Source organism: Eubacterium uniforme (assembly GCF_900167115.1).
GTDB classification, from domain to species: domain Bacteria; phylum Bacillota; class Clostridia; order Lachnospirales; family Lachnospiraceae; genus Eubacterium_S; species Eubacterium_S uniforme.
In genome coordinates this window covers 57,317-76,595 of record NZ_FUXZ01000013.1, presented here as the reverse complement: position 1 = coordinate 76,595, position 19,279 = coordinate 57,317, and the positions used below count along the sequence as shown (strand labels likewise).

Sequence of the window (19,279 nt, the reverse complement as noted above, 5' to 3'; positions counted from 1 at the left end):
ATCACATAAAAAATTATGATACTTTCATGTTCAAATATAAATAAATCATTTATAGAGGTTCCAATACTTACGGATGTTTCCTTCCATCTAGAAGATAAGGAAAAAGCTGCAATTGTTGGAATAAACGGTGCTGGTAAATCAACACTTCTAAAAATCATAATTGGTGAACTATCAGCTGATAGCGGAATCGTGTCGATTTCTAAGGATAAAACTATTGGATACCTTGCCCAATATCAGGATATTTCACTTGGTCATACCATCTTTGAAGAAATGTTAGAAGTAAAAAAAGACATTATCGAAATGGAAGAGACCATTAGAGACTTAGAAGAAAAGATGCAGCATGTCGTTGGCGATGAACTTAATGATTTAATGGATCAATACGCAAAACTTAATCATTCATTTGAACTTAAGAATGGTTATGCATATAAAAGTGAAATCTATGGTGTATTAAAAGGATTAGGATTTGCTGAGGAAGATTATGAAAAAGCTATCTCTTCTCTATCTGGTGGTCAGAAAACAAGAGTTGCCCTTGCAAAACTTCTTCTATCACAACCTGACATCATCCTTTTAGACGAACCTACAAACCATCTTGATATTAAATCAATCACTTGGCTTGAAGGATTTTTAAGTAACTATAAGGGAGCAGTTTTAATTGTGTCCCACGATAGATATTTCTTAAATAAGATTGTTTCTAAAGTTGTTGAAATAGAGAATACTAAATCTCATGTATATATGGGTAACTATAATGCATACGCTAAGAAAAAAGAAGAACTTCGTAACGCAACTCTTAAGCTTTATTACAAACAGCAAAAAGAATTAAAACATGAACAGGAAGTAATTGAAAAACTTCGTTCTTTTAAACAGGAGAAATTCTATAAACGTGCACAAAGTCGTGAAAAAGCAATTGAACATATGGACTTAATTGACGCACCCGAAACACTTAATGATAAATTCAGAATTTCACTTACTCCCGAATTTGAAAGTGGTAATGATGTATTAAATATTTCAAATATGTCCGTTAAATTTGATGATGCATCCACTGCCCTTTTTAATGATGTTAATTTTGAAATCAAAAAAGGTGAACGTATTGCAATAATCGGTGAGAATGGTACTGGTAAATCAACACTGCTTAAAATCATTACAGGTAACTTTCATAAGTTTACTGGAGATGTGGAATTTGGTAGTAATGTATCCATTGGATATTATGATCAGGAACATCATACACTTAATGATAGCAAGACTCTATTTGAAGAAATAGCTGATACATATCCAGGTATGACTAATACAAAAATAAGAAACACACTTGCAGCATTTCTTTTTACTGGCGATGATGTATTTAAACTTGTTGGAGATTTAAGTGGTGGTGAAAAAGGTAGACTCTCACTTGCAAAGCTTATGCTTAGTAATGCAAACTTCCTAATACTTGATGAACCTACAAACCACTTAGACATGGTTTCAAAAGAGATTCTCGAAGATGCGCTTAACAGTTACACCGGAACTGTATTATACGTATCACACGATAGATATTTTATAAATAAGACTTGTAGTAGAATTTTAGAATTATCAAATAATACAATTATTAATTACATTGGTAATTATGATTACTATATTGAAAAACGAGAACTTCAAAACAATCTCGTAATAGAAAATCAAACTCCTGATGTAATTGAAGAAGCTTCTACTGCCACTTCATCAACTAAGGATGATTGGAAAAAGCAAAAAGAATTAAGCAGACAGAAAGAAAAACTCACCAAGGAACTTAATAAGGTTGAAGATGAAATTAATTCACTCGAAGAAAAGAAAGCAAAAATCGAAGAAGATATGGCTAATCCTTTATTTTCAAGAGATGCAGCTAAACTTATCTCTCTTCAAAAGGACCTTGAAAGCACTACTGAAAAACTTGATGAGTTATTCATATCCTGGGAAGAAGTTTCAGGCCAGTTAGAAGAATTAGAATCATAAACATAAAGACCCTCGGCAATTAAGCCGAGGGTTTAACATTATAATCATATCTTATTTTTCATCACTAAAAATAAATTTCATATAGTCTTGCTTACTATGAAGTATCCTTAATACTTCAACATACTCTTCATTAATTCTATAAAATGCCTTATATGCTTTATAATTTACAGAATATATGCCTGTAAATACTCCATCATATTCAATCTTAATTCCAGATTTTGGAAATTCTTTTTTCTTTATAATCTCTTTTATAAATTCCTGAACATAATTCTTTGTTTTTTCTTTATTCTTTGAAGCCTCAAAAACTTCATCCCACACATCATCCATGTCCCCTTGTGCTATAGGTGTAAATCGAATTTTGTATTCCATCTATATTATTACTTTCGTTTAAAATGTTCAATGAATGCATCTTCTGAAATCCATCCATCTTCTTCTGCAGATCTTATTCCTGCATTTAATTCACTAAAAAGACGAATCATGGCCTCCGCTTTTTGAAATTTCTCTTCATCTTCAATTGTTCTAATACTATATGCTCCACGTCCGTTTTTTGTCAAATAAACCGGAGATCCAGCATCGACTTTTTCTAAAACATTTCCATAATTTCTCAAATCTGAAATTGGAGCTATGCTTAACATCCTACCACCTCCTCATATTTATAATCTATCACATCTACAAATATGCGTCAATATTTTTCGAAATATTTATCGAAACATTTTCAGGCCAGCAAAATAATACCGATTAATATTATTGTACACCTTCCCCCTTACAAAACTGTAATGTAACTGTAAGTTAGATAAATTTTTCCCAAACTTTATTGTTGCTATAATCAACACATAAGTTGAAAATAATTATATAAATAAGGAGGAAAAAGATATGTTTTTAAAAAATAAAATTTTAGGATTTATCACTGGTGGCGCACTTGTAGTTGGTGCAATTGCTTTTAATTTAGAGATGATTTCACTATTTATAATTTCATTAATTATTTTATTTATAACCACTTCAACTGCTTATCTTGTAAGCACTGAAGAACCTTAATACTAATCATTTGCACTGTCAATTCTATTCTGATTTAACTATCTTCTTATCAATTTAAGCTATTTTCCAACTTACCGCTTTCTTTCTACCTGAAACAAAATTCTTATAAATTCCTTCTTCATTCATAAGTTCATCATGCTTTCCTTTTTGGACAATCTTACCCTTATCAATAACAATAATCTGATCTGCATTTCTTACTGTCTTTAAACGATGTGCAATCATAATAATTGTTTTTTCTTTAGTAAGATTTTCGATTGCCTGTGTAAGTTCTTTTTCATTCTCCGGATCAACATTCGCTGTTGCTTCATCTAAAATGATAATAGGAGCATCTTTCATTATCGCTCTAGCTATTGCTATTCTTTGTTTCTCTCCACCAGAAATTGTTGCACCACCTTCACCAAGAATAGTTTCATATCCATCTGGTAGATTCATAATAAAATCATGACAGCATGCCTTTTTAGCAGCGGCAATCACTTCATCCATAGAAGCTTCCGGCTTTCCAAATCTAATATTGTTTGCAATGGTATCTTCAAATAAATATACTTTTTGAAAAACAAAACTAAAATTATTCATAAGAGAATCAAAACTATATTCTCTAACATCTCTACCACCAAGTGTAACCTTACCTTCATCAACATCCCAGAATCTTGCAAGAAGTGATGTAATAGTTGTCTTACCACCACCCGATGGACCAACAATCGCAGTAGTTGTTTTTTCTTTAATATCTAATGTTACATCATCAATTATTTTTCGATTCTCATATGCAAAACTTACATGTTCAAGATGTAAATCCATGTTTTTAGGTTTAATGTCTTCTCCATCAGTATCCATTTGTTCTATCTCAAGAATTTCATTTGCCAAATCGACACCTTTACCAATAATCTTTAAAAGTGCTGTATAAATTCCAGCTAAATCAAGTGATTCAAAAACCATAAATGAACATAGAAGCATAGTTATTAAATATTCTAATTCCATTGTTCCATCAAGATAAAATAACAATGATGCTCCAGCAATTGCTACACCTGCTAATTTAGTTATGAGTAACTGAACTCCAACTGCTGGAATTGCTGCTGTTTCAGCACGTATATCAGCATTCTTTTTTCTTACAACACTATTTGAAACTCTAGTATTATTTTGAGCAATAATATTATAATTTCTTATTTCAGCGATTCCCTGAACATACTCAAGAATAACACCTACCATCTCTCTATCTGCTATTATTTTTTCATCAGCAGCTCTTGCTACTCTCTTATTTGTAACTGTGTTTACACAAAGGAATATAATAATACCAAGTATTGAAACCAATCCAATACGAACATCAAAAATAAACATTCCTATTGCAATAACTGCTGTTGTTATACTTCCCTGAAGAACCATCATAATCGCTCTTGTTGCTATATCACTCATCTGTTCCAATGTATTAGTTGTAACCGATGTAATATGACCAAGACTTGTATCATTAAAATATCCCATAGGTAAATATCTTAAATGTTCACCTATTTCAATTCGCTTACCTGCGCATGTATCATAACCACCTTCTGTTTGAAGCATCTGTGAATAACGATTTACTACCATTTTTCCAATTGTACTTACAAACATTAATCCCATAACAATAATATATGTGTTAGTATCAATTTGATACTTTATTACAGCTCTAATTGCAAAAAATGCTGCTGGAATTTTCATTGCACCAAATATTGCATCCAACACTCCTAATGCTGCCGCTAAATAAAATTTATTCTTATTTTTCTGACTACAAAAATCAAAAAATTTCTTTAACAATTTAAGCATGTACTGCCTCCCTTCTAGATGCATTTGCTGCATTATCATTATCCTTCACTTCACTATGAGCCTTCCACATATTACTATATAATTTACATTTATTAAGTAACTCTTCATGAGTACCCATATTTTCAATATTACCATCATTTACAACGAATATTTTATCCGCATTTTTAATCGTAGATAATCTATGTGCGATAACAATAAGCGTTCTTCCAGAAACAAGTTTAGCAACACTTTCCTGAACCAATGCTTCATTTTCAGGATCAGTATAAGCTGTCGCTTCATCCATAATTACAACTGGTGCATTCTTAAGCATTGCTCTAGCAATACAAATTCTTTGACGTTCTCCGCCAGATAAATGTCCACCTGCACTTCCCACTTCTGTTTCATATCCATGCTCAAGTCCCATAATAAAATCATGACAACTGTTGCCTTCGCAGCATTTATAACCTCTTCATCTGTTGCGTTTTTCTTTCCAAGTCTAATATTATCTTTAATTGACATATCAAAAAGATAATTATCCTGAGCGACATATAAAATCTGACTTGTATAATAATCAAGTGGTAGATTTCTAATATCAACACCACCATATGTAATTTTTCCTTCATCCACATCCCAAAGTGAATCAATAAGTCTCGCAATTGTACTTTTACCTGAACCTGATGGCCCAACAATTGCACTAACTTCTCCCTGCTTAATTTCCATATTGATACCATGTAAAATCTCTTTATCTTTATATGAGAATTTCACATTACTTAAAACAATGTCTGATCCTTTTGGTTTTTCTGTAAGTTTATCAGGTCTTTGCATCTCATCTCTTTCAAGAATTTCAGTTGCTTCACCAAATATAACATTCATCTTTGAAATATCATCCATATATGAAAATGCAACAACCAAAGGAGTAATAAGACCAGCTGAAAGAATAATACATGTGATAAATTTTTCAGGTGTTAAACTTCCTTTATTAATAAGATATAGACCAACTGGAAGAACCCCTAAAAAAGTAGCAGGCATAAAAGATAAACTTCCACACTGCCACCATATGCACTTTCTCATCCAATCAATAAAACAATCAGCTCCTTCCCTTGCTGCATTTACGAACTTTTCATAAGAACTTCCTGTTTTACCAAACGCCTTAATAACTTCAATTCCATTAATATATTCAACTGCCGTATCATTAAGATACTTTGTTTTCTTAACTGTTTTATCAAATTCACCCTGACTTTTCATCATCATAACCGCAGCAAATGCTACACCTATCACTGCAGAAATCAAATTAGCAAGTCCCATTCTATAATCTAATTTTATAATATAAATAAACATCACCAGTGGGAGTAAAATATTTGCTGTAAATTCTGGAATAATATGAGCAAGTGTTGTCTCCATGGAATCTACACGCTCTACTATAATATTCTTATACGCTCCACTATTATCATCAAGTACAGATCCTAACGGTATTTTTGAAAGTTTTTCACATAACTGTTCCCTAATACCACCTAATACATTAAATGTTGCTATATGCGATAGTGTAGTAGATATACTATGTAATGTTACTCTTACAATCCAGCAAATAGCCATCAAGATTACCATTTTCAAATAGTAATCAGAATCCTTATTATCATCCAAAAGATTCTTAACAATATCAGCTATCAAAAGATAAGGTATAAAAGAAGTAGCAACACCTAAAATAGCAAGTGTTACACTTCCAAAATAATAGCTTTTCTTTCGTCCTGCAAATTCTAAAACCCAGGATAACAATCCTCTTTTCTTATTCATAATGCAAACTCCTTTATGTATATATTTAGTTAGCTTACGCTAACTGTATGTCATTTTTTATGCCCCGCATAACGGGGCAATTAATTCTATATTCCAAAAAATTGTTTCCATGCTGGTAGATAAAACTCATCAAGTGTTTTAGCATAATGCATAGCCTCTTTCTTTGTAAAATCATGCAAAACGACTTGAAAAATGGCATCTACGCTAGATGAAACTAAAAGATGGAACTCCTTTTTATTAATTCTTTTTACAGGTATTCCTTTTTTCTTAAGTTCTTTCATATAACGCAAAGTTACCTCTTCTTCTTTAATAGCCATATCATGAATAAAGTTTTCATACTTTGTTCCTTGTGATTTACAAATAATAAGTTTAAACTCATTAATATGATCATAAATATAACTTATGGCTCTTATTGTTTCTTTTTGGTTTACCCATAAATCATCCTTCTTTGTAGTTTTGAGTTCTTTTGAATAATCACTTTCAACATCACCATATAATTCCATAAGACCATTGATAGTTGGATCAACCAATGCAGCAAACATGTCTTCTTTACTTGGGAAATGCTTATACAATCCAGATGCACTCATTCCACAATTATTAGCAATTCTTCTCATGGATGCATCCATAAATCCATATTCTAAGAACTCATCGTATGCCGCAGCTATTATTTTTTCATGACTTTCATCTTTATTCCTTGGCATTTTTCTCCCTCAAAAATCAAATTAGCGAACACTGTACTCTTTTACCGTTTATTAGAATACACCGTTCGCTAAAAATTGTCAAGCATATAATTTAAATTATTTTTACTGTCGTTTACTGTTTTTACTTTCTTTTACTGTCGTTTACTGTTTTTACTTTCTTTTACTGTTTTATCAGTTTTTTATATTTTTTAGCCAATCTCTTTGGCATTTTTACTTTTTTTATCTTTCTAAGTTTCTTTAAAGCTTTCTTTCCAATAGCAGTAACTTTATATTTCACGCCTGAAAACTTTTTATATGCCGGAATCTTTACAGTCTTTAAAGATTTTTTATTAAGTCCAATAATTTTAAGTTTGCCAGCAACTTTTCCATTCTTACTAGCTACTTTAATAACCTTATAAATAAATTTCTTATCTTTAAGAATTTTACCTTTTTTATAAAATACTTTCTTTCGTTTACTACTCTTTTTATTAGAGTTATCTTTACTACTTTTTCCGGATTTGCTACTATCTGTTATATCAGTAACCTTAACACCTTTTTTTGCAACAATAAATATAACTGTTACACTCTTTCCATTATAGCTACCAGTAATCTTAAAACTACCACCATCTTCGTTATTGATAATTCCATTTATCTTTTTAATCTTATCTTTACTTAAATCCCAAGTAACATCTTCTATACTTTCATCACCATTAGACCATGTAACTAAAGCCTTAGGTAGTTTATATGTACCACCATACTTAATTGTCTTTTCAGTAAATTCAAATTCAACCGATGTAGCAAATGCTGGTTTAACAATCAAATCGATTTCTATTTCAAAACTTTTATATCCATCATCAGTATCGAAATAACTAGGTGTTTTTGCTTTTATCTTATATGTTCCACCTTCTCTTTTCTTATATACATCTATCTCTTCCCATGTAAGTTCACATGAATGATATGCAAGTCCATTACTTAAAACTACATATCCATATTTAGGAAGTACAGGCTTTGTTCCTGAATCAACATTGATTTCTTTTATAAATTCGCCTTCAACATCATAAGCTAGAAGCTTAGTTACATATGCAGGATTAACATGAATAACCTGTTTTACATCATAACCATAAGCCTTACCATTTATAGTAAATTCCTTACTTTTAAGATTAGTTTCAACTAAACTTGTATCATAAGAATCCCAAGTTACATCAACAGCAATCTTACTTCCATCCGAAAGAACAACATTTGCTGTTTTAGGAAGCACTGGTTTTTCATAACTTTCAACTGTAATTTTACCAAGTGACTCTGCATGATCAACCACAGTATTTTTATTAACTACCAAAACATCCTTGGTTAGTGTTAAAACATTAGAGCCAGAACCAACTGTAGCTGTGAGCGTAACCCTACCAAGCTTAAGAGCTTCAAATGAAGTTCCATTAAATTTTAGAACTGATTCATCTGAACTCTTCCAAGTAACATTATCATAAACTGGACAATCATAAACCTTACTTGTCATGTTTCCGCTCTGTTTATTATCATATGAAACTAAAACCTCATATTTATTTTTATCACCAATATATGCCATGGCATTGCCTGATATGCACTGATTAAAAGTCTTTCTTAATGGAACTTCAACTTTTGCAAGTACAGGCGCACCATTCTTTGCTGATTCCGGAGTGACTTCTGTATCATTACCAGCAAATGTAGCTTCAGTACATGTCCAATCCCATTTCTGTGTATCATTATCAGGATTAAATGATGAAATACCTATATAATTAAAATTCGTTGTAATAAGTGCTTCATAATGACCAACCATAGCATTTGGAACTTTATTTACATAGTCATCTTTTTCATTAATCCAACCATCAATTGAAGTTGTTTTATTTGGGTACCATGCAAGATTTTCACCAGTCCATCCAAGTCCATAATCAGAACCATGTAAAGCTCTTATAACTGTATGACATATTTCTCCATTAGGTCTGGTATGATCTAAATAAAGACTTGCTTCTGCCGCACGAATTTTAGCAGAATTAGTACAAAGCTTACCAATCTTAAATGGTTTATAATCATTTAACGTAAGTGGGTTTCCAGTTGCAGGATTAATTACACCTTCTTTACATGCATCATATCTAACTTGGTTTATCTTATTTAAAACATCAGTTACATTAGAAGTATAATCCTTTCCCTGTACTCCTACTAAAACATGTCCACTCTTAAGCGGTGTATTTACATTTTCGCGGATTTCTGTTGTTGCCGCTTCAACTGTTTTGACAATGCTAACAGGTATGTATTCCCCTGCTGCTGTAATAGTCATTGCACTTATAAGTGTAGATACAACGACTTTCTTAAATAGATTTTTTAATTTCATTCCACACACTCCAATCTAATTTTCTCTCTTTATTATCAACAAAAATAATAGTTTTCAAATAAAAATATTTCTTTAAACCTATAATCTACAATTTAATTATAACTATATAATTTCAAAAAATACATAGCAAATATTTGCTAATTTTCAAAATAATTCAAATATTATTACACAAAAAAAGACTGTTTCTCAACAGTCTTTTCTTACTTAGATTTTAATTCAACAACCACCAATTCTGGTCTATTATTTACTCTAAATGGAATTATACTATTACCTAATCCTCTACTAACAATCATAACTGTATCATCCTTAGTATATTTTCCAGTATCATACTTTGGAAAGAGTCCCTGATCCGGAGCAACTAGTCCACCAACAAATGGAATTCTCAACCATCCACCATGTGCATGTCCAGTTAATACTAAATCAGTATCTTTTTCAGAAAAATAATCTATAAATGTAGGTCTGTGTTCAAGAACGATTGTATATAAATCTTTATTAATCTTTTCGTTATTTTCCAATGCTGAATAGTCTGAATCAACAAAATCTTCTAATTTAATATCTTCACTATTATCAGCACCTGCATCTCTTTCCAAAAAACTCAAATCTTGTAAACCAACAATTTGAATATTTACCTCGTTCTTATTAATAGAACTTACATCATTTTCAAGAACATTAACTCCATATCCTTTTATTACTTCGATGAATTCATCAAATTTACTCTTTTCAAGACTTGCCTCATGATTACCACTTACATAGTAACATGGTGCAATCTCAACAAGATTTTTTGCCATTTCCTCTGCAGCTTTAACATTAGGTTTTGAACCATCTATAAAATCACCAGTAACCGCTATCATATCAGGTTTCTGTTTCTTAATTGTTTTTATTAACTTACTATTATCTTTTCCAAAATTAGCATTATGAAGATCCGATAGCTGAACTATCTTAAAACCATCAAACTCCTTTGGAATTTTACCACTCTCAATTGTATACCTTGTTGTCATAAATGTAACATTACTCCATACAAGATAAAAAAACATTATTACCAAAAAAGAAAATATAATAATTTTTTTCTTATTCAATCAAACCACCTTCAATCTTTTTAGTTCACTAAAGTATACATTATAGTTTCCATTTATTCAAGTAAACATTTAATATATTTTTATTTCTCTTTTTTATCAAGAAAAGCTACGTATCTTTTACGTAGCTTTTACTCTTATTTTTTTATTCTCAATTTAAAATTATTACATTTAGCTTTCTTAAGTAACTTTATACTTCTTTCCTTTTATCTTAACTAAATCAGGTATTACCGCTTTCGAAGCATTTTTATTCTTTGATGAATTGTAAGTCACAGTAAGTTTACCCTTATTAGATGTAACCTTATATGTTGCTTTTGAACTCTTATCTTCTACAACTGTATTAACACATACCTCTATTAACTGAGCAAATGCATATTCAATATCTGCAATAGTTGCCTTGCCATATGGATCAATTATTTGCTCATCCTTACCATCAGCGTATGGATTGCCCGTACTTTCCATTCCTGGAACCTTCTTTCCTACTAAAACATGATAAGTTGCTGCCCAACATATTGCTTCCCAATGTTCAAAGTCAATTTCAAAATAATCACTGTAATCATCTGATCTACCAAAGTCAACCAGAACACCATATACCTTGAATTAATTTATTATTACTAACATCTAACTTTTCAATTTGATTATCCATACAGTATAAGCCACGTAACTCAATAACAAATTACTCTTTTACAAACTCTGCATTTTCATCATATTCAGCAATCTTTGAAATAGGTATATCAAACTCTAATCCTATTTTTTCGTCTCGATAATTATAGCCCTTTGAAGGTATGTAACCACCTTTATTTATACTAAATGTTTGTATAGTATCATCTTCTAAAGATATGAACGCATGACCAAATCCTTTTGGAATAATTACAGCCTTACAATTATCTCCCGATAGTTCCACTGATTCCCATTTAAGATAAGTAGGTGATTCCTTTCTTAAATCAACAATATAATCCATGCCTCTCCCCTTTATTACTGATACCATCTTACTTATATCATCTTCATAATAATGTATCCCAAAGAAAGTTCCTTTATCAGGCATCGTATATATTCTTGATTGTTTTACTTCAAAACCACATTCTTCATATACCGATTCGTCAAAACCAACTATCATAGTTCCACGATTATCATCTCTTGTTCTGTTTTTTATAACATAAACTTCATCAAATAATTGCTTAACGACTTCCATTACCTATCTCCATCTCAATTATATTCCAAGGTTTAGATTCCTTTATCTCTTTGTCAACAAATCCTACTTTTTTATAACAGTTATGTGCATTTTCGTTATTTTCAAAAACTCCAATAGTAACCTTATCAACTCCTAATACATCAAATGCATATGTAAGTCCAGTTTTTAACATCTGTGTTCCATATCCTTTGCCCCTAATAGAATCATTTACAATAACCCATCCAAAACGAAGAATCCTATTATCACCATTTAAATATCTCATAATAAAATGACCAACTATATTGTTTTCATCATCATAAGCAATCCATGGATAAAAGTTATCTTCTTCAACACAATCGCCATTTTTATTCATGTATTTATCATCTATTATTTCAGCTGAAATAGGGAATTCTCCAAACAACTCTCCTCCCCATTTCATATATACTTCTTTATCTTTTATCCATTCTGCTATTACCTTTGCATCACAGCTTTTATACGGTCTTAATCTAATCATATTCCACCCTCCATCATTTTTTCACATATAAAAAATATAACATATTTTATCAGCAAATGACATATAAAAATTTATAGAGGCATACTGTTTTCAGTACACCTCTATTATAATATATTATTTAGTTATCTTACATTTTTTTGGAGCTTTAGCTTTCTTAATAAGTTTCTTATATAATTTTAATTTCTTCTTTGGTACTTTAAATTTTGCTTTTTTATAAATGCCCTTGAATGCATTTGCACCAATAGATTTTTTCTTAAGTTTTTTTGTTTTAATTATTATACTCTTAAGTTTCTTGCAACCAAAGAATGCTTTTTTGCCTATTTTCTTGACGTTCTTTCCAATTACTACTGATGTTAAATTCTTATTATTCTTAAAAGCACCTACTCCAATGCTTTCAACCTTATATTTAACTTTATCTATTACAACTGTATCTGGAATTACTAAATTTTTTGTCTTTTTATCTGTAGTAGCAACATACTCAACAACTGGCATAACATCCTTTTTATATGCTGATATGATTTTATATTTAGCTTTACCATTTTTATCTGTAAGAACTGTTCCTTCTATTTTCTTATCTTCTGTTACATTATCTTTAGATGTCTTATTTGAATTTTTATCATTCTTATTAGTATTATTGTCTTCATCTGATGTCGTTATGGTTTGTTCGGCCTTATTAATTTTAAATTTAACTATTTTACTACCTTTACACATTCCAATGCCAGTAATAAGAACACTAGCCGTTCCAACATCAACATTATCACTATAGGAAACCGTATAATCCTTATCTTTTATTAATGTGTTTCCGTTTTGCTTAACCTCTACATCCGGTGTTTGTTCTTCTCCATTGTAAGTTACAGGTTCAATATCACTAACAGTAGTTTCGGCTATATCTACTCTTTCACTTAATGGAACTAAAATCTCTACGAGATTCCAAGCTTTATTATATTCTATCCATACACCATTCAAAAAGACTCCGTTTACACTTACTGAAAAAACATCAAGTTCAGTTTCCTTTGTAGCATTTGTTAGTGAAATAATTTCTTTAGGCCAATCATATCCATCTTTTGGAGATATAATATATTCGATAAAATATTCTTTTTCATCTGAATATGGGTTAGTTCCATCTCCAATTCCATACCAATTTTTTTCGGAATATAAATAAAAAAGATCATTACCTGCGTTGTTACAATTATCATTTGTTATATCAACATTCCCGTTTATTATATTTCTGAGTTTTCCCTCCGTATTTGTTGAAACACAAGCTGCTTCTATTTCATCTACATTATACGTTAAATCTACAGAGTTAACTCTTGTATTTTGAATCACCTTTACACTAACTGTATCATACTTTGTTGTATCTTTATTCGCAGTAGCTTTTACTGTAAGAGTTTCTGCTGTTTCATCACGCGCTACTGTAAGTAAACCATCAGTTGATATAGTAGTATCTATACTTTTATTACCTGATAACTCCCATGTGACTGTTTTATCTGTTTGTGTACCTGTAACCTCAACATTAAACTGCTTTGTTTTCTTCTGTAAAACACTAACATTCTCACTCGGAGATATACTAACGCTATCTATAGTTGGTGCATCTTTAAGTACAGTTACCGTCTTAGAATCAAACTTTTTATTATCTGCTTTTGCACTAGCTTTTACTGTAAGAGTTTCTGCTGTTTCATCACTACCTACTATTAATGTTCCATCTGCAGAAATCTTTGTTGATGAACTATTATTTCCTTCAACTGACCACACAATAGACTTATCCTCTACTGTTCCAGTTACTTCACCTTCAAATTTATGACTTTCACCAACCGCTAAACTCATATCATTATCTTTAATATTAATAGTTTTTACTATAGGATTTGTAGATACTTCACCACATCCGACCATAAGTAACAATCGTTTTACATTATCATATCCCATATATCTTACATAAACATCAGATCTTTTTACACCATTCACATAAACTTCGCATGATGGACATTCAGTAATTAATGCTGTATTACTATAACGAATACAACTTTCTAATTCTGAATTCCATGTATATCCGTTTTCTGGATATAATTCATATTCTACTGAATAAATTTTCTCTGCAGAAATATAATTTGAACCATCTCCAATTCCATTATGTTGCTTATTATAGGAATCAAAAAATCTCAATCCTAAATCCTCCAATCTACATCCTTCCGTAGTATTGGTTGCAATTCCCTCAGTAGAATATATTCTACTATTAACTTCACCTTCAGTCCATGCCGTGTTAAGATCTATCAAATCTTTATCCATCGTAAGATAAATCTTAGAAATTACTGTATCCTCTGCATATACAGTATCAATTCCTATAAAACTCTGTGCAACTAACATTAATACCAAACAAATTGAAATAATTTTATTTGCTTGTTTTTTCATTTAATATCACCCCCATGTTTAAAAATATTTACTATTACATTTTATCATTTTCACAGATTATTATGCAATAGAAATAGCGTAGTTATTTTACTCACAGCACTGTGCGAACTGCAAACACATTGCATTCATATTTTGCTTCGCAAAATATTCATGATGCGCTGCGCGCATCATAAATATTTCGAGCACTTTAGAAATCGCTTCCTTTATGCTACAAGAAATAACCCTGTTCTTAATGGTATGTCCGACTATAACCCAGTTCAGTATTATGACGAAGATGACATTTAACAAACCATAAGAGAGCACTAATCAGTGCTCTCTTATAAAGCATGCAAACCATCAAGTTTGCCCCTCAAGTTTGTTCCTCAAACCAGCCCCCCACGAATAACCACCATCTTTAAATGCAATTTGAGGGCTTGCCCCTCACGACAAACCCTCAAATTGGGCGTCAAACCCTCAACAAGTTTGATTATCCTATTCTTTTGCCTATTAGTTTCCTATTCTTAACTTACCAAAAAATAATTTTACTTCATCTTTATTATTCCAAAAATCTTGATAATTCTCATATGGGTTGAATTCTTTTCTATACAATTCATCTGGATTATCTTGAATTGGCCAATAAAAATCATCAATATAAAAATTTTCTCCACTTATTTTTACCACTACATAAATCCCCCCTGCTCCGGAATATGAAGAATTTTTATAATCTTTTCTATCTGAATATATCACATCTGCCTTGTAACAAAATGTAATATCATCAATTTTTTTGATTTCAGTATTCTCAAGTATACATCTTTCATTCATCGATGGGATTATTGTTGTAAAATATGTTTTTTCTTTAAGTGTATATGATATGTATTTTTTTAAATTTATATTATCTATTTTTTTTAATAAATCTTCCACCTTTTTTTTACCGTTATTATTTTTCACAATTTCAACATAATCACAGATAAATGATTCAATATACGCTTGCAAATCATGTCCTTCATTTCTAAAACTTTCTTCATTGTAGTTATTATTATGAGTAGTGTTTTCCATATAAATTTCTTTATTACTACATTTTTCGTTAATTCGAATTCTTTTATCCTCTGATGTATTTAATATAATATTATTTTTAACATATTCAATATTTTCACTAGAAGACCCATTATTCGATTTATTACTACACGATGTTGTAAAAATAATCAATAATAAAATACTAATCGATAGTTTTAATTTCTCAACCATTCTAATTATAGTATCCCTTCATAACTATAACTCTTCTCGCATTTCCACTATAAATGGTAGATTGTCTTTGGCGATAATTATACGCTCCATCTGCTGTTCTTCCATCAACAACTGCTTCTAAAGTCGTTCCTCCTGCACCTACTGCAGCATATCCTACAATTAATGCAGAATGTCTCCATATACCATTATTGTTTTTAAACTGCAATAAATCTCCCGCTTTATACGGATAAGGCGTATTCGGTGCATAAATATCTGTATATGATATTTTCTGTCCCTTAGGACCTTTAACAGTATTATTTTTCAAAAAATTAAATAGATTAGATACTCCAGACCATGACGATGATCTACTATTTAAATTTGTAAAAAACCATCCATTCGAATCAATACCATTATTACTTGTTTTATACATCACTGATCCACCTGCTAATATCGAGTGAGAAACAAAATTTGTACAATCGTAGTTTCCTGCAATTTCTGAAAAATCATAATAATATGTTATACTTGAATTTCCACTTGATGGATTATTACTTGAGCAATTATTATCCGCCCAAGTTACCATTGCATTTCTATTTAAACTATTTAATGATCTCATTTCACTGTTACTAGCTTCATATGTACAATTTTCTTCTTCACATTCGTAAAATTCTTTAGTATCACCTTTTAATAACGAATCATAATAATCTACAATTTTTTCATTAACTTGCTGCTGTTTATCAAGAATATCATTAGTAATAATCCTATATTCATAATCTAATCCCACATTGATATCTCTTATATCAGTATCATAATCATCGTACTTAGAATATATATCATTAATTACATATCTTCCACTCAATGAACTAACTGATATTTTTATATGCTCTCCATATCCAGATATATAGTCCTCATTTTTGTAATTAAAGGATACATTAGAAAAAATAGTGTATATAACCTTATCAGATAAAACATTTTCATCTTTTAATTCATATGAAACTGAATAATTTTGCATGTCATCAACACCAAAAACATTAAGCTTATACGCTTTAGCGTATATTTTATTATTTATATAATTTAAAAGATTACTATCACAAATATAATTTTCAACATTAACATCTTCACCTTGATCTATTGATAGATAATAATCATTTAGAAAACTAATAGCAAATTGATATGCATTATTGCTTATATTCTCACAAGCTGAATTAACTTTATATAAAAACGAAGTATTTCCAATAACTAAAACTAATATAAATGCTATAATTTTTTTAATTTTTTTTAATTTTACCAATCATTTAACTCCTCCTATTTACATCATATTTTCTTTGTCAACAATCAAATAACATTAATTAAACATTGTTATCACCTCTTTCATTTTACTCCTATTTTGTCAAACAACAAATCTACTACATCTTTATTATTCCAGAAATCCTGATAATTCTCATATGGATTAAATTCTTTTCTATATAATTCATCTGGCGAATCCATATTTTCCCAATATAAATCCTCAACAATATAGCCATTTCTCCCTTTTGACAATACTATACTCGCATACCCCATACCTGAACTACTTGATTTCCCACCTGCAGACTCATCAACAAATATCACATTTCCTCTAATACATATTTTATTATCATTTATTTTTTTTATTTTCTTATTTTCAAATAGACATTTTGTATCCTGTCTTGGATTACACATAGTCACATATGATTTATTAGATATTGTATATAATACATACTTTTTTAATTTATTATTTTTTATTTTATTTAATAAACTCTCACTTTTATTTGTATCTTTTTTTAAACAATCTACATATTCTTCAAGAAAAATATCATAATAATCTTGTACTAATTTTTGTTCAGTTTCTATACTAATATTATTATCTCTTTCATTATCAAGGTTTTCATTTTTCTTACTACTATCACTATATTGTAATTGCTCTTTAGTTGTCGAAATTGTCTCAGTTATTTTACTATTCATTTTTTTTGCAACATTTTTATCATCTCGATTATTAGTATTTTTATATAATATAATACATATTATCATCAAAGCTGTTACAGAGATTGATATTACTGCGAATCCCACTTTTTTTACCATATAAAAAAAAGTGGTTTTCTTCTTAGAATTAATACCTTTACAATCATTACTTATTTTTTTAATCGTATTTTCATCTAACTTAATAGAATTATATACCTTATTATCACCATTATCATTAAATAACATCTTCCACCTCTTAACTATATTTTTTCTCATACGTATCTTTTAATATTTCTCTTGCTCTTTTTAATCTCATTTTAACTGCTGACTTTGAAATATTAAGTATCTTTGCTGTTTCCTCTACACTATAACCTTCAATATAATGTAACATTATCACACTTTTATATTTATAACCAAGTTTTGCTATACTTATAAACTCGTTAAGTTCGTCTATCTCTACATATTCACCTGAAATAAGTTCGTCAACAACCTTTTCTAATGGTATGGTCGTATGTCGTCTATTAAATCTAAGTATATCTCTACATTTATTTTGAGATACTTTTATCAACCATGCTTTTCTATGTTCATTATCAATAAATTCAATATTTGTTGAAAAATATTTCATAAATGTTTCTTGTACAACATCTTCAGCATCTTGCTTACTATTTAACATCAAAAAGCAATTTCTAAACAAAGTATGACCATATTCTCTTATTACCATTTCAACATCATCAAATCTTCTACACTCCATCATACATATGTATATCCTTTCTCTTAAAATATACAATCTTTATTATTTCCTCCTCTATAATGTACACGATAGTAATCAGCAAATGGTCACATAAATTTTCAATTAACATTAACATTAACATTAACATTAACAATTAACATTATAAAGGAAGTTGATAACAGGCTAAATTTTAGTATTACTAATATAATATTATCATAATACTTTTAAACATTGCATTCATATTTTGCTTCGCAAAAATATATGCTCACAGCACTGTGCGAACTGCAAAACATTGCATTCATATTTTGCTTTGCAAAATATTCATGATGCGCTGCGCGCTTATCACACATTACTTGTGCGAACTGCAAACACATTGCATTCATATTTTCATACTTTGTATGAAAATATTCATGATGCGCTGCGCGCATCATATAAAACGCAAAAAGAGAATCAGTTTTCAAGCGAGCTTGAACTGATTCTCTTTTTACCTTTTATGCAATGTTTTGCAGTTCGCACAGCTTCCGACGGGACTTGAACCCGAGACCTCATCCTTACCAAGGATGCGCGCTACCGACTGCGCCACGGAAGCATTAATTGTATTAAATACA

General features: G+C 30.1%; 16 protein-coding genes, 1 tRNA gene and 1 pseudogene. 2 read left to right on the top strand and 16 right to left on the bottom strand.

Features of this window, described 5'->3' with window-relative positions:
* The first annotated feature begins 15 nt into the window (after positions 1-15).
* Positions 16-1,962: an ABC-F family ATP-binding cassette domain-containing protein gene (locus tag B5D16_RS10170; protein ID WP_078766879.1), complete on the top strand. Its 1,947-nt coding sequence runs from the start codon at positions 16-18 to the stop codon at positions 1,960-1,962.
* Between the two features lie 51 nt (positions 1,963-2,013).
* On the opposite strand, the gene B5D16_RS10165 is transcribed toward B5D16_RS10170, so the two are convergent.
* Both B5D16_RS10165 and B5D16_RS10160 read right to left on the bottom strand, forming a co-directional pair.
* On the bottom strand, positions 2,014-2,331 hold the full coding sequence (locus tag B5D16_RS10165) for a type II toxin-antitoxin system RelE/ParE family toxin (protein ID WP_078766878.1): 318 nt from the start codon (positions 2,329-2,331) through the stop codon (positions 2,014-2,016).
* Positions 2,332-2,339: 8 nt separating this feature from the next.
* On the bottom strand, positions 2,340-2,597 hold the full coding sequence (locus B5D16_RS10160; protein WP_078766877.1) for a type II toxin-antitoxin system prevent-host-death family antitoxin: 258 nt from the start codon (positions 2,595-2,597) through the stop codon (positions 2,340-2,342).
* Between the two features lie 238 nt (positions 2,598-2,835).
* Here B5D16_RS10160 and B5D16_RS12490 point away from each other — a divergent pair, with 238 nt between their 5' ends.
* Positions 2,836-2,997: a hypothetical protein gene (locus B5D16_RS12490; protein WP_159444365.1), complete on the top strand. Its 162-nt coding sequence runs from the start codon at positions 2,836-2,838 to the stop codon at positions 2,995-2,997.
* A 54-nt stretch (positions 2,998-3,051) separates the two neighbouring features.
* Here B5D16_RS12490 and B5D16_RS10155 read toward each other — a convergent pair whose 3' ends face one another.
* The 14 genes and pseudogenes from B5D16_RS10155 to B5D16_RS10090 all read right to left on the bottom strand — a co-directional run bounded on the left by B5D16_RS10155 (position 3,052) and on the right by B5D16_RS10090 (position 19,260).
* A complete protein-coding gene (locus B5D16_RS10155; RefSeq protein ID WP_078766876.1) occupies positions 3,052-4,788 on the bottom strand; it encodes an ABC transporter ATP-binding protein in 1,737 nt (578 codons plus the stop codon).
* Positions 4,781-6,558: pseudogene (locus B5D16_RS10150) on the bottom strand (ABC transporter ATP-binding protein). Before B5D16_RS10150 ends, B5D16_RS10155 begins: the two are co-directional and overlap by 8 nt.
* 86 nt (positions 6,559-6,644) lie before the next feature.
* Positions 6,645-7,259 carry a TetR/AcrR family transcriptional regulator gene (locus tag B5D16_RS10145; RefSeq protein WP_078766875.1) on the bottom strand — a complete coding sequence of 205 codons (615 nt, stop codon included), beginning with the start codon at positions 7,257-7,259 and terminating at the stop codon, positions 6,645-6,647.
* Between the two features lie 160 nt (positions 7,260-7,419).
* A complete protein-coding gene (locus B5D16_RS10140; protein WP_078766874.1) occupies positions 7,420-9,600 on the bottom strand; it encodes an Ig-like domain-containing protein in 2,181 nt (726 codons plus the stop codon).
* Positions 9,601-9,800: 200 nt separating this feature from the next.
* Positions 9,801-10,676: a metallophosphoesterase gene (locus tag B5D16_RS10135; protein ID WP_242943035.1), complete on the bottom strand. Its 876-nt coding sequence runs from the start codon at positions 10,674-10,676 to the stop codon at positions 9,801-9,803.
* 177 nt (positions 10,677-10,853) lie between these two features.
* A complete protein-coding gene (locus tag B5D16_RS10130; RefSeq protein ID WP_078766873.1) occupies positions 10,854-11,135 on the bottom strand; it encodes a hypothetical protein in 282 nt (93 codons plus the stop codon).
* 214 nt (positions 11,136-11,349) lie between these two features.
* Positions 11,350-11,865, bottom strand: coding sequence for a dTDP-4-dehydrorhamnose 3,5-epimerase family protein (locus B5D16_RS10125; RefSeq protein WP_078766872.1), 516 nt, complete (start codon positions 11,863-11,865; stop codon positions 11,350-11,352).
* Complete coding sequence (locus tag B5D16_RS10120) at positions 11,852-12,358, bottom strand: GNAT family N-acetyltransferase (protein ID WP_078766871.1); 507 nt, start codon at positions 12,356-12,358, stop codon at positions 11,852-11,854. The genes B5D16_RS10125 and B5D16_RS10120 overlap by 14 nt, the downstream gene beginning before the upstream one ends.
* 114 nt (positions 12,359-12,472) lie before the next feature.
* Positions 12,473-14,764, bottom strand: a complete 2,292-nt coding sequence (locus tag B5D16_RS10115) for a leucine-rich repeat protein (protein ID WP_078766870.1) — start codon at positions 14,762-14,764, stop codon at positions 12,473-12,475.
* A 486-nt stretch (positions 14,765-15,250) separates the two neighbouring features.
* Positions 15,251-15,988 (bottom strand): hypothetical protein, encoded by a 738-nt coding sequence (locus B5D16_RS10110; RefSeq protein WP_078766869.1) that lies wholly within the window; start codon positions 15,986-15,988, stop codon positions 15,251-15,253.
* 1 nt (position 15,989) lies between these two features.
* Complete coding sequence (locus B5D16_RS10105; RefSeq protein WP_078766868.1) at positions 15,990-17,255, bottom strand: amidase domain-containing protein; 1,266 nt, start codon at positions 17,253-17,255, stop codon at positions 15,990-15,992.
* 80 nt (positions 17,256-17,335) lie between these two features.
* Positions 17,336-18,187 (bottom strand): hypothetical protein, encoded by an 852-nt coding sequence (locus B5D16_RS10100; RefSeq protein ID WP_159444364.1) that lies wholly within the window; start codon positions 18,185-18,187, stop codon positions 17,336-17,338.
* 10 nt (positions 18,188-18,197) lie between these two features.
* Positions 18,198-18,692, bottom strand: coding sequence for an RNA polymerase sigma factor (locus B5D16_RS10095; protein WP_159444363.1), 495 nt, complete (start codon positions 18,690-18,692; stop codon positions 18,198-18,200).
* Between the two features lie 495 nt (positions 18,693-19,187).
* A tRNA-Thr gene (locus B5D16_RS10090) sits at positions 19,188-19,260 on the bottom strand.
* Between the last annotated feature and the right edge of the window lie 19 nt (positions 19,261-19,279).